11 protein-coding genes are annotated in these 12519 nt (G+C 71.7%); 3 read left to right on the forward strand and 8 right to left on the reverse strand.

Annotated elements, in window-relative coordinates; genetic code table 11:
- Nucleotides 1-17: 17 nt before the first annotated feature.
- The 5 genes from fdhF to VFV89_RS02595 form a co-directional block, all read right to left on the reverse strand.
- Nucleotides 18-2861, reverse strand: a complete 2844-nt coding sequence (gene fdhF, locus VFV89_RS02575; RefSeq protein WP_329704330.1) for a formate dehydrogenase subunit alpha — start codon at nucleotides 2859-2861, stop codon at nucleotides 18-20.
- Nucleotides 2858-4363 (reverse strand): NADH-ubiquinone oxidoreductase-F iron-sulfur binding region domain-containing protein, encoded by a 1506-nt coding sequence (locus tag VFV89_RS02580; RefSeq protein ID WP_329704331.1) that lies wholly within the window; start codon nucleotides 4361-4363, stop codon nucleotides 2858-2860. The genes fdhF and VFV89_RS02580 overlap by 4 nt, the downstream gene beginning before the upstream one ends.
- A 23-nt stretch (nucleotides 4364-4386) precedes the next feature.
- Entirely contained in the window at nucleotides 4387-4845 is a 459-nt protein-coding gene (locus tag VFV89_RS02585; protein WP_329704332.1) for an NAD(P)H-dependent oxidoreductase subunit E, read from the reverse strand.
- Nucleotides 4846-4995: 150 nt separating this feature from the next.
- Nucleotides 4996-5508: a hypothetical protein gene (locus VFV89_RS02590; protein WP_329704333.1), complete on the reverse strand. Its 513-nt coding sequence runs from the start codon at nucleotides 5506-5508 to the stop codon at nucleotides 4996-4998.
- A 177-nt stretch (nucleotides 5509-5685) separates the two neighbouring features.
- The gene (locus tag VFV89_RS02595) at nucleotides 5686-6000 is read right to left on the reverse strand and encodes an ArsR/SmtB family transcription factor (protein ID WP_329704334.1); all 315 of its coding nucleotides are present in this window, start codon (nucleotides 5998-6000) and stop codon (nucleotides 5686-5688) included.
- Between the two features lie 117 nt (nucleotides 6001-6117).
- Here VFV89_RS02595 and VFV89_RS02600 point away from each other — a divergent pair, with 117 nt between their 5' ends.
- Complete coding sequence (locus VFV89_RS02600) at nucleotides 6118-7341, forward strand: MFS transporter (protein WP_329704335.1); 1224 nt, start codon at nucleotides 6118-6120, stop codon at nucleotides 7339-7341.
- 47 nt (nucleotides 7342-7388) lie between these two features.
- On the opposite strand, the gene VFV89_RS02605 is transcribed toward VFV89_RS02600, so the two are convergent.
- Together VFV89_RS02605 and VFV89_RS02610 are read right to left on the reverse strand one after the other, a co-directional pair.
- The gene (locus tag VFV89_RS02605; RefSeq protein WP_329704336.1) at nucleotides 7389-8300 is read right to left on the reverse strand and encodes a cation diffusion facilitator family transporter; all 912 of its coding nucleotides are present in this window, start codon (nucleotides 8298-8300) and stop codon (nucleotides 7389-7391) included.
- A gap of 49 nt (nucleotides 8301-8349) precedes the next feature.
- A complete protein-coding gene (locus tag VFV89_RS02610) occupies nucleotides 8350-9303 on the reverse strand; it encodes a glutathione S-transferase family protein (protein WP_329704337.1) in 954 nt (317 codons plus the stop codon).
- A gap of 374 nt (nucleotides 9304-9677) precedes the next feature.
- On the opposite strand from VFV89_RS02610, the gene VFV89_RS02615 reads away from it, so the two are divergent.
- Nucleotides 9678-10247 (forward strand): helix-turn-helix domain-containing protein, encoded by a 570-nt coding sequence (locus tag VFV89_RS02615; protein ID WP_329704338.1) that lies wholly within the window; start codon nucleotides 9678-9680, stop codon nucleotides 10245-10247.
- Nucleotides 10244-11488 carry an MFS transporter gene (locus VFV89_RS02620; RefSeq protein WP_329704339.1) on the forward strand — a complete coding sequence of 415 codons (1245 nt, stop codon included), beginning with the start codon at nucleotides 10244-10246 and terminating at the stop codon, nucleotides 11486-11488. Before VFV89_RS02615 ends, VFV89_RS02620 begins: the two co-directional genes overlap by 4 nt.
- Nucleotides 11489-11498: 10 nt before the next feature.
- Here VFV89_RS02620 and VFV89_RS02625 read toward each other — a convergent pair whose 3' ends face one another.
- Entirely contained in the window at nucleotides 11499-12479 is a 981-nt protein-coding gene (locus VFV89_RS02625) for an aldo/keto reductase (protein WP_329704340.1), read from the reverse strand.
- Nucleotides 12480-12519 lie beyond the last annotated feature (40 nt).

Raw genomic sequence — 12519 nt, forward strand, 5'->3', positions numbered from 1 at the left:
CCCGGCGCTCACCGCCCTCACGCGTGGGTCTCGGCGGGCTCGCGGGCCTCGGCGACGGCCTCGTCGCCACGGGCGTTGGCAACCCCCACCTGGACGGCAGTGACCTTGTACTCGGGGCAGTTGGTGGCCCAGTCGGAGTTCTCGGTCGTCACGACGTTGGCACCGGTGACCGGGTGGTGGAACGTCGTGTAAACGACGCCGACAGGCATCCGCTCCGAGATCAGGGCGCGCAGGGTCGTCGAGCCGACCCGGCTGGAGAGGTCGACCAGGTCGCCGGTCGAGATACCGCGCACCTCGGCGTCTGCGGGGTGGATCTCCAGGACGTCCTCGGGGTGCCAGGTGTTGTTGGCGGTACGCCGCGTCTGGGCGCCGACGTTGTACTGGGTGAGGATCCGGCCGGTGGTGAGGATGAGCGGGAACCGGCGGGTCGACCGCTCGGTCGTCGGCACGAACACGGTCTCGACGAGCCTGCCCTTGCCACGCACGAACTCGCCGACGTGCATCGTCGGCGTGCCGGTGGAGGTGGTGTCGTAGACCGGCCACTGCATCGAGCCGAGCTCGTCGAGGCGCGCGAACGAGACCCCCGCGAACGTCGGCGTGGTGGCCGCGATCTCGTCCATGATCTGCGAGGGGTGGTCGTAGGACATGTCGTAGCCCATGGCCCGCCCGATCGCGCAGGTGACCTGCCACTCGTCCATGCCCACCTTCGACGCGAAGACCGGACGGACCCGGTTGATCCGCCGCTCGGCGTTGGTGAAGGTGCCGTCCTTCTCGAGGAACGACGTGCCGGGCAGGAAGACGTGCGCGAACCGCGCCGTCTCGTTGAGGAACAGGTCCTGGACGACGACGAGGTCCATCGCCCGCAGCGCCGCCTCGACGTGCTGGGTGTTGGGGTCGGACTGGGCGATGTCCTCGCCCTGGATGTAGACGCCGCGGAAGGTGCCGGCCAGCGCGGCGTCGAACATGTTCGGGATCCGCAGCCCGGGCTCGGGGTCGAGGGTCAGCCCCCACAGCCGCTCGTAGATCCCGCGGACGTCGTCCTGGGCCACGTGGCGGTAGCCCGGGAACTCGTGCGGGAACGAGCCCATGTCGCACGAGCCCTGCACGTTGTTCTGCCCGCGCAGCGGGTTGACGCCGACGCCTTCGCGGCCGATGTTGCCGGTGACCATGGCCAGGTTGGCCATGCCCATCACCATCGTCGAGCCCTGGGAGTGCTCGGTGACGCCGAGCCCGTAGTAGATCGCGCCGTTGGGGGCGTTGGCGTAGAGCCGGGCGGCCGCACGAAGCACCGCCGGGTCGACGCCGGTCGCGGAGGCGGTCGCCTCGGGCGAGTTGCTCGGGTCTGCGATGAACGCGAGGTAGTCGTCGGCGCCCTCGCAGCGCTCGCGGATGAACTCCTCGTCGTGCAGCCCCTCGGTCACGATGACGTGTGCCACCGCGTTGACGAAGGCGACGTTGGAGCCGGGCAGCAGCGGGAGGTGGAAGGCCGCCTCGACGTGCGGGCTCCGGACCAGGTCGATCCGGCGCGGGTCGGCCACGATGAGCTGGGCGCCCTCGCGAAGCCGCCTCTTCATCCGTGAGGCGAAGACCGGGTGGGCGTCGGTCGGGTTGGCACCGATCAGCAGGATCACGTCGGCCTTCTCGACCGACCTGAAGTCCTGGGTGCCGGCGGAGGTGCCGAAGGTCTGCTTGAGGCCGTATCCGGTCGGGGAGTGGCAGACCCGCGCGCACGTGTCGACGTTGTTGTTGCCGAACGCCGCCCGGACCATCTTCTGGACGACGTAGACCTCCTCGTTGGTGCAGCGGCTCGAGGAGATGCCACCGATGGCGCCGACGCCGTACTCGGCCTGGATGGCCTTGAACCCCTCGGCGACTCGGGCGATCGCCTCGTCCCAGGACACCTTGCGCCACTCGCCGTCGATCGTGTCGCGCACCATCGGCGACAGCTGGCGGTCCTTGTGGGCCGCGTAGCCGTAGGCGAAGCGACCCTTCACGCAGCTGTGGCCCTCGTTGGCCCCACCGTTCTTGGACGGGACCATCCGCACGACCCTCGCGTCGTCGCCGTCCCCCTGGACCTCGGCCCGGAACGAGCAGCCGACTCCGCAGTAGGCGCAGGTGGTCTCGACCGAGCGGGTCGGCATGCCGAGCTCGACGACGGACTTCTCCTGCAGCGCCGACGTCGGGCAGGCCTGCACGCAGGCGCCGCACGAGACGCACTCCGAGGAGAGGAAGTCGGTGCCGCCGGCGCTGATCCTGGAGTCGAAGCCCCGACCCTCGACGGTGAGGGCGAACGTGCCCTGGATGTCACTGCAGGCGCGCACGCAGCGGGAGCAGACGATGCACGAGGATGCGTCGAACGCGAAGTAGGGGTTGGTCTCGTCGACCGGGTGCGGGTGGGCGACCTGGTCGCGCGACCCGGGGCGGCCATAACGCACCTCGGCCGCGCCGACCTGGACGGCCAAGGCCTGGAGCTCGCAGTTGCCGCGTGCGCACCCGTCGCAGTCCTCGGGGTGGTCGGACAGGTAGAGCTCCATGACGTTGCGGCGCAGGTCTCGCACGGTCTCGGTCTGGGTGCTCACCACCATGCCGTCGGAGCACGGAGTCGTGCAGGACGCCGGGACCCCCTTGGCGCCGTCGACCTCGACCAGGCACATCCGGCAGGAGCCGAACGCCTTGAGGGAGTCGGTGGCGCACAGCTTCGGGATCGTCACGCCGGCCTCGGTCGCGGCCCGCAGCACCGACGTGCCCTCGGGGACCCGCACCTCGCGTCCGTCGATCGTCACCGTCACCTCGGTGGCGGCGTCGCGGACCGCAGGAGTGCCGAAGTCCACCTCGGGGTCCCAGATGCTCTGCATGGTCATGCGGTTGCTCCCTCGAACGGCGAGAAGTCCTCCGGGAAGTGCTTGATCGCGCTCTGGACCGGCATCGGGGTCAGCCCGCCCATCGCGCACAGCGACCCCTTGGTCATGGTCTCGCACAGGTCGTCGAGCAGCACCAGGTCGGCCCCGACGTCCTGCTGCGTCGTCCGCGCGGCGATGATCCGGTCGATCGTCTCCACGCCGCGGGTCGACCCCACCCGGCACGGCGTGCACTTGCCGCACGACTCGATCGAGCAGAACTCCATCGCGAACCGTGCCATCCGGGCCATGTCGACGGTCTCGTCGAAGACGACGATGCCCCCGTGCCCGAGCATCGCGCCGGACTCCGCGAGGGCCTCGTAGTCCATCGGCACGTCGAAGCCGGACGACGGCACGTAGGCACCGAGCGGGCCGCCGACCTGGGCGGCGCGCACCGGACGACCGGACAGCGTGCCGCCGCCGAAGTCCTCGACCAGCGTGCGCAGGCTCACGCCGAAGGGCAGCTCGACGATGCCGCCCTGCCGGACGTTGCCGGCGAGCTGGAAGACCTGGGTGCCGCGGGACCGGCCGGTGCCGAGCTCGGCGTACGCCGCGCCGCCGTCGGCCAGGATCATCGGCACCGCGCACAGCGTGAGCACGTTGTTGACCGCGGTCGGCCGCTCCCAGAGCCCCTTGACCGCCGGGATCGGGGGCCTGGCCCGCACCTCCCCGCGGCGACCCTCCAGGCTCTCCAGCATGGAGGACTCCTCGCCGCAGATGTAGGCGCCTGCCCCGACCCGCACGTGCAGGTCGAAGGCGAGTCCCGACCCGAGGACGTCCCGACCGAGGTAGCCCTGGGTGTACGCCGCCTCGATCGCGCGCCGGAGGGCGCCGATCGCGTGGGGGTACTCCGACCGGATGTAGACGTAGCCCTCGGTCGCGCCCACCGCGTGGGCCGCGATCGTCATGCCTTCGATGAGGGTGAACGGGTCCCCCTCGACCACCATCCGGTCGGCGAAGGTGCCCGAGTCGCCCTCGTCGAAGTTGCAGGCGACGAACTTGAGGTCGGACGTCGACTCGAGGACGGTCTTCCACTTGATGCCGGCGGGGAAGCCGGCTCCGCCGCGCCCGCGCAGGCCGGAGTCGATGACCTCCTGGACCACCTCGGCGGGGGTCAGCGACAGTGCCCGGCGCAGCCCGTCCCAGCCTCCGTGCGCCTCGTAGTCGGCGACCGACGCGGGGTCGACGATGCCGACCCTGGCGAAGCTCACGCGCTGCTGCGAGGTCAGCCACGGGTGCTCGTCGACGAGGCCGATGTCGGCCGCGTCGCCCGCGAGCACCGCCGCCACTCCCTCGGGAGTGACGTTGGCGTACCCGACCCGGCCCGCCTCGCTCTCGAGCTCGACCAGAGGCTCGAGCCAGAGCATCCCGCGCGACCCGTTGCGGACCACGTGCGCGCCGGCAGCCTCGAAGGCGGCCGCCACCTCGTCGGCACCGACCGAGACCGCGGCAGCGTCGCCGGGCACGAACACCCGCCTTGAAGGAGCCGTCACCGCCACCCCTCCGTGAGCTCCTCGAGCCGCTGCGCTGACAACCGGCCGTGGAGACGGCCGTCGACGGTGCCGGACGGCCCCAGCGCGCAGTTGCCCAGGCAGAACACCTCCGCGACGTCGACGTCGGCACCGAGACGGTCCGGGCGCGCTCGCGTGGCGGCGTACAGCTCCTCGGCACCGACCGACTGACAGGCCTCCCCCCGGCACAGGGCCACGGTGTGCGCGGCCGGCGGCTCGGTGCGGAAGTCGTGGTAGAAGCTGACCACGCCGTGCACCTCGGCGAGGGACAGGTTCAGCACGTCCGCGATCGCCTCGATGTCCGCCTGGCCGATGTGCCCGAGCTCCTCCATCACCTCGTGGAGGACCGGCATCAGCGGCCCTCGGTCGGCCAGGTGACCCGAGGCGATGGCGCGAACCAGCGCGGCTCTGCCATGGGTGGGCGGCGCGGTCGTCATCGAGCGGCTCCGGACGTGTGCGTGGGCCTTCATCCTAGGCCCGGAACGCGACTCGTCCAGCCTCGATGGTTGCGTACTCCGCAACCAGTGACACTCCACGCAACGGAAGGCCGTCAGCCGGCGGCCGACGGCCCCATCACGCTGCCCGGTTCACGAGGTGGGCGGGCCCCCGTCGTCGTCGCACGGCTGGACCCAGAAGACCTTGGACTTGGTGTCCGCGCCCCGGGAGCCGGGAGTGTGGACGGTGACCTTCACGTGGTAGCCCTGCTGCGGGTCGGGCGCCCCGGCGAAGTCGAGGGTGTAGGTCGCCTCGCCGTCGAAGTCCGTCCCGCCGCCGGCCGGGTCCTCGCCCACGAAGACCTGGGCCGGGTCAGTGGCCGAGACGGTGGCGTCGCTGGTCGGGGCCTGCATCGTGAAGTCGACGGTCGAGACGATGTCCTCCCCCTGGTCGAACCCGTACCAGTCGAGGTCGAACGAGCACGACACGTGCGCGTTGTTCTGCGAGTCGTCGGACCCGGCGTGCGGCGTGACCTTCACCGTGCCGTTGTTGCCCGGTGGATCGGCCTGCGCCGGGAGCGCCGTGGCGGCCCAGGCGACGAACGTGAGTGTGGCGGCCGCAGCGAGTCCGCGGCTGGCGTAGTGCGACGAAGGACGAGTTCTCATGGCTCTTGACTGCTCCCGAAGACAGATGCGCCACCGGCCCGGGTGTCGGTGGCCGTTGTGGTGATCCACCTTCAGTCATTTCGCCGGCGGGCAACGAGAAAGCCGGATTTCTGCGCTGCGGTCTGGACCTGGCGTGCTCCCGCGACCCACTCGCAGGGTCCAACCCCCCTCGTTCGACTAACGCCCGGCCTCCCGCGGCGCCGCCACGATCGAGCTGACCACTCCCGGGAAGGACCCCTCAAGGTCGTCGAGGCGCAGCCGCTGGTAGGTCTGCCCACCGATGTGCAGCCGCTCGGTGAGCCCCGCCTCGCGCAGCACCTTGAAGTGGTGGCTGGCCGTGGACTTGCTGACCCCCTCGTAGAGATCGGCGCAGGCGATGGCCTCCCCGGCGCCGGCCAGCCGGCGGACCATCTCCAGCCGGACCGGGTCGGAGAGCGCCTCGAGCACGTCCTGCAGGGTGCCCATCGGGCTGATCGCAGGCACCGACTCCATGGCTGGCTCCTCACTGCTGTGGCACGGATCACCGGTAAATAAGTTCGATGTCCGTCGAACTGGGCGTACCGTGAAGCGGGTTCGATACACGTCGAACCTATCACGCAGGAGGAACCGTTGACCGCCACCGCGAGCCCGGTCCGTGACACCGGCGCCACCGGCACCGACCAGACCTGGGCCTACCCGCTGCTCATCGCGCTGCTCGCGACCGCGCTCGGGGTCTCGGGCGCACCGGCGCCTCTCTACGGGCTGTACGCCGAGCGCTGGGGCCTCGCCCCGATCACCACCACGCTCGTCTTCGCGGTCTACGCCATCGGTGCGCTGGGCGCCGTCCTGCTCGCCGGCCAGGCCTCGGACCGGTTCGGCCGCAAGCCGCTGCTCGTGGGTGCCGCCGTCGGGATGCTGGTCGGCCTCGTGGTCTTCATGACCGCGTCCGGGCTGACCGCGCTGTTCGTCGGCCGGTTCATCCACGGCGCGTCGGTGGGCACGGCGGTCGTGGTGGGCAGCGCCGCGCTGCTCGACCTGCGACCCGAGCGCGGAGCCCGGACCGGTCACCTGACGGGGATCATGTTCAACGTCGGGATGGCGGTCACCATCCTCAGCGCGGCGCTGCTGGCACAGTTCGGGCCGCACCCGTTCGTCACGCCGTACGCGCTGGTCGCCGCGGTGGTCCTCACGCTGCTGCTCGGGGTGCTCGCGATGGCCGAGCCCCACCTCGCGCGCAGCCGGCAGAAGTTCCGGGTGACCCGTCCCTCGGTGCCCGGGCCGGTGCGCACCGAGTTCCGGTTCGCGGTGCTGGGCACCATGGCCGCGTGGTCCGTGCTGGGCATCTACCTCTCGCTGTTCCCGAGCTTCGCCGGGCAGCGCACCGGGATCCACAGCCTGGCCTTCGGCGGGGTCGTCGTGGCCACGATGGCCGGGGCCGCCGCGGTGAGCCAGTGGTTCGGCGGCGGGGTGCCCGCCCGGCGCGCCGCGGTGGTGGGCGACTTCGGGACCGCGGGAGCGCTGCTGTTCAGCGTGGTCGCCCTTGACGCCGGGCACGCCTCGCTCGTGCTCGCGGCCGCCATCTCCATGGGGCTCAGCTTCGGCCTCGCGTTCGGCGGCTCGCTGCGCCACCTCGGGCAGGTCGTCCCGGCCGCGCACCGTGGCGAGGTGATGTCGGCGTTCTACGTGCTGGCCTACACCGCGATGGCGGTGCCGACCATCGTGGCCGGCTGGGCGGCAACCGAGTGGGGGCTGGCGGCGATCTTCCCGTGGTTCTCGCTGGCCACCGCGGCAGCCTGCCTGGCCGCCGGCGGCCTCGGCGTCCGGAACTCGCGGCTGGCTGCTGCGGTCGCGTGACCGGTGGCAGGGATCCCAGGTTCACCTGGGATTCCTCCCACAGCCAGCTAATGGACCTCGCCGAGGTCCTCGTGCGCCCGGTGGGACACCGGCTCGACCTGGAACGTCGCGTGGTGGACCTCGAAGTGCTCGGCCACGCACCGGCTCAGCTCGTCGAGGGTCGCGCCCACCCCGCGCTCGGCCAGGCACGCGTCGGTGACGGTGACGTGCGCCGAGAGCGACGGGATGCCGCTGGTGATCGTCCAGGCATGCAGGTCGTGGACGTCGGTGACGCCCGGCACGCGGAGCAGATGCGTGCGGACCTCGTCCAGGTCGAGCCCGCGCGGCGCGATCTCGAGCAGCACGACCGTCGCGTCGCGGGCCAGCGCAAACGCCCTGGGCAGGATCAGCACCGCGATCAGGAGGGTGGCGATGGGGTCAGCACGGGTGAAGCCCGTCGTCCAGATCACGATGCCGGCCACGACCGCGAGCAGCGAGCCGAGCAGGTCGGCGACGACCTCGTTGAGGGCGCCGCGCATGTTGAGTCCGCCGGTGCCGCGCCTGAGCACGCTCAGCGAGATGGCGTTCGCCACCAGCCCGACCGTGGCGAAGGCGACCATCGGGCCGGCGTCGACGTGCTCGGGTGAGGAGAGCCTCGCGATGCCGGCATAGACCAGGTATCCGCACACCACCAGCAGCACCACCGAGTTGATGAGCGCGGCCAGCACCTCGGCCCGGTGCAGGCCGAACGTCGAGCGCGGTCCCCCCGACAACGTGGCGACGTACGACGCCCCGAGCGCGAGCACCACCGCGGCCGCGTCGGTCGCCATGTGACCGGCGTCGGCGAGCAGTGCCAGCGACCCGGTGACGAGCCAGCCGACCACCTCGAGGACCATGACCGAGGCCGTGACGGCGAGGACGATGCGCAGCCGGCCGCGGTCCTCGGCCCGACCAGCGGCGTGGCCGTGGTCGTGTCCCATGGGTCAAGGCTAGGGGCGTCTCCCGGGCGGCCGGCCGATCTCCCCGATCTCAGCCGCGACCGTGCGGCGACCCCCATGCGGCCAGGTCCGGGCCGTCGGGCACGATCCCGGTGGGGTTGATGCCGGTGTGCACCAGGTAGTAGTGCTGCTTGATCTGGTCGAAGTCGACGGTGTCGCCGAACCCCGGAGTATGGAACAGGTCGCGCGCGTAGCCCCACAGCGCCGGGAGCTCGGTGAGCCTCTGCCGGTTGCACTTGAAGTGGCCGTGGTAGACGACGTCGAAGCGGACCAGGGTCGTGAACAGCCGGACGTCCGCCTCGGTGATCGCGTCCCCCATCAGGTAGCGCCGGTCGGTGAGGCGGCCCTCGAGCCAGTCCAGGCCCTGCCAGAGCCGCTCGTACGCCGCGTCGTAGGCCTCCTGCGAGCTGGCGAAGCCACAGCGGTAGACCCCGTTGTTGACCTCGGTGTACACCCGCTCCATCACCTCGTCCATCTCCTCGCGGAGCCCGGCCGGCCAGAGGTCCGGGGCATCGGGCCGGTGGTGCTCGCGCCACTCGTGGAAGAGGTCGTGGGTGATCCATGGGAAGTCGTTGGTGACCACCCGACCGGTGTCGACGTCGACGATCGCCGGCACCGTGACCCCCTTCCCGTACGCAGGGAAGCGTGCGAAGTAGGCCTGCTGCAGCCGCGCGATGCCGAGCACGGGGTCGCGGCCTCCCGGGTCGAGGCCGAAGTTCCAGCTGCGCAGGTCGTGGGTCGGGGCGCACAGGCCCAGCGAGATGACCTCCTCGAGGCCGAGCAGCTCGCGCACGATGATCGCGCGGCTCGCCCACGGGCAGGCTCGCGCGGCGACCAGCCGGTAGCGGCCGGGCTCGACCGGCCACAGCGGGACGTCCGCGGGCCCGCGACACGGACGCCGGCCGTCGCGGGTGATGCGGTCGGGGATGTAGGCCGTGTCGCGCTCGAACTCCCCGCCGGTCTCCTTGCTGTCGTCCTCGTTCACCACCGGTCGGTACCCGGCGCGACACCCCGGGCGGTCCGGCGCGCAGCGGGTACCCCCGGGCATGACCACCACACCACGAGAACCCCCGCCCGACCCCGACGTCGTGCCGAGCGGGGACCCCGAGCCGATCCCCACCGAGCCGATCCCGGAGCACACCGGGCCCGACGTGGACCCGAAGGTGAACCCTCCTCACGACCCGCTCCCCGAAGGGGCAGCCAGAGGCTGAGCCGGTGGAGCCGGGATAGTCCGTGACGAAATGGTTGTGGAGAACACCGTTCGGGCAGCCATTTCGTCACGGACTACCGCGGCGGATCGCCAGGACAACCGCAAACAACTCTTTGCAAACATCTATTTGCAAAGATATGTTGGCGATCGTGGACACCAGCTCGATCACCCCGACTCCCCACCAGCTCAAGGCGCTGACCCATCCCACGCGGCTGCGGATGCTCGGCATGCTGCGCATCGACGGGCCGGCCACCGCCACGACGCTGGCCGCCCGGCTCGGCATCAACACCGGTGCCGCGTCCTACCACCTGCGCCAGCTGGCCCAGCACGGCTGGGTCGTCGACGACGAGTCCCAGGGCAACGCCCGGGACCGGTGGTGGAAGGCCGCGCACCGGGCGACGGTCACCGACCGGGACAGCGCCAAGGACCAGGACGCCCGGGAGACCGCGGAGGCTTACATCCAGTCGGTCGTGGTCGTGATGACCGAGCTGATGCAGCGGGCCGTCGAGGAGCTGCCGTTGGTCCCCAAGGAGTGGAGCGACGCCTCGACGTTCAGTGACTGGGTCATCAAGCTGACGCCGGCCCGCGCCAAGGCGCTCGTCGAGGCGCTCGCCACGACGCTGTCGGAGGTCGAGGAGGAGGGCGAGGAGGGCGCCGAGGACTTCGTCGTCCAGCTGTCCAGCTTCCCCTACCCCGGCCGCGTCGGCGGTGCGTCGTGAGGCGGCCGCTCTACGGGTGGCTGACCGCCGAGGGCATCTCCCTGGTCGGCACCCGCGTCTCGATGGTGGCGCTGCCGTTCTTCGTCCTCACCACCACCGGGAGCCCCGAGAAGACCGGCCTCGTCGCGCTCGCCGAGCTACTGCCCCTCGTCATCCTCAAGGTCCTGGGCGGCCCGATCATCGACCGCGTCGGTGCGCGCCGGGTGGCGATCAGCTGCGACGTCGCCTCGCTGGCGGTGGTCGGAGTGATCCCGCTGCTGCACCGTGCGGGGCACCTCTCGTTCCTGGCCTTCCTCGCGCTCGTCGCCGTCGCGGGCGCGCTGCGCGGACCGGGCGACTCCGCCAAGAGCGCGATGGTCCCGACCCTCGCGGCCACGGCCGAGGTGCCGCTTGAGCGGGTCACCGGCCTGAGCTCGACCGTGGAGCGGACCGCCTCGATGCTGGGCGCCGCCGTCGCCGGCACCCTCGTCGCGGTCATCGGGCCGGCCAACGCGCTGGTCGTCGACGCGGTCTCCTTCGGCGCCTCGGCGCTGGTGCTCTCCTGGGCGATCCCCGCGCGCACGAGGCCCATGACCGACTCCCACGCCGACCCGACGCCGTACGCCGTGCAGCTGCGGGAGGGCTGGCGGTTCCTGCGCCGCGACCGGGTGCTGGTCGGCATCACGGTGATGGTGGCGCTGACCAACCTGCTCGACCTCGCCTGGTCGGCGGTCCTGGTCCCGGTGTGGGCCGTCCACAACGGCGGCGGTGCCGCCGCGGTCGGCGCCCTGTTCGCCACGTTCGCCGGCGCCTCCGCCGTCGGGTCGCTGGTGGCGGCGGCGTACGGCGAACGGCTGCCGCGCTACGCGACCTACCTCGTCTGCTTCCTGCTGACCGGGCTCCCCCGCTTCGTGCTGATGGGTCTCGACACCCCGCTGTGGGCGGTCCTCGCCTACTCCGTCGTGGGCGGCATGGCCTCGGGCTTCCTCAACCCGATCCTCGGCGCGGTGATCTACGAGCGGGTGCCCGAGCACCTGCTGGGCCGAGTCAGCTCCCTGTCGAGCGCGGCCTGCTGGGCGCTGATGCCCCTCGGCGGGCTGGTCGGTGGCTTCCTGGTCGGCGGCTTCGGGCTGAGCGCAGCGATGCTGGTCTGCGGCCTGGCCTACTTCGCGGTCACCATGCTTCCGGCGGTGGACCCGCGCTGGCGGGAGATCGACCGGCGCCGGGACGCGGAGCCCGCCCTGGCGACCACCTCGTCATGACGGCCGTCGCTCAGGAGCGGGCGCCGGCCACCTTCCCCGCCAGCGCGTCGAGCCGCGCCAGCTCGTGGTCGTCGAGGTGCACCTCGAGCGCTCCCACGTTCTGCTCGAGGTACTCCACGCGTTTCGTCCCGGGGATGGGCACCACGTCGTCACCCTGCTGCTGGAGCCAGGCCAGCGCCACCTGTCCGGGAAGAGCGTCGTGCGCCCGGGCGACGTCCGCGACCTCGGCCACGACCGCGTCGTTGGCGGTGCGGTTCTCCTCCACGAAGCGCGGCATTCGGGCCCTGGAGTCGCCGGCTCCGAACGACCGCCCGGCCAGGGCGCCGGTGAGGTAGCCGCGGCCGAGCGGACCGAACGGCACCAGCCCGATCCCGAGCCGGCGCGCGGTCGGGACCACGTCCTCCTCGAGCTCCCGCGTCCAGAGCGACCACTCGCTCTGGAGCGCGGTGACCGGGTACGTCGAGTGCGCGCGCTCGAGCTCGGCGGCCGTGACCTCCGAGACCCCGACGTGGCGGACCTTGCCGGCCTGCACCAGCTCGCCCATCGCGCCGATGGACTCCTCGATCGGCGTCTCCGGGTCCACGCGGTGCAGGTAGTAGAGGTCGATGTGGTCGGTGCCGAGCCGGGCCAGTGACTCCTCGCAGCGGCGCCGGACCTCCTCGGGCGTGGCGCTCAGCGCGAACCGCCGGCCCGTCGACGGGTCGGCGCTGGTGTCGATGCCGGCGATGCCCATCTTGGTGGCAAGGGTGACCTCGTCGCGGCGCCCGGCGAGCACCTGCGCGAGCAACCGCTCGTTGGCGCCGAAGCCGCCGGGGCCGGCGTCGCCGTAGACGTTGGCCGTGTCCCAGAAGGTCACACCGAGCTCGAGGGCCCGGTGCAGCGTCGCGATCGAGGAGGCCTCGTCGGCCTCGCCGTAGGACTGGCTCATGCCCATGCAGCCGAGCCCCTGGGCCGACACCGTCAGCCCCTGCCCGAGTGTGCGCGTCTCCATGGGACCGACGCTAGGAGCTGGAGCGCGCTCCAGCGCAAGT

Origin of the sequence: Nocardioides sp., from assembly GCF_036274455.1 — a bacterium.
GTDB lineage: Bacteria > Actinomycetota > Actinomycetes > Propionibacteriales > Nocardioidaceae > Nocardioides.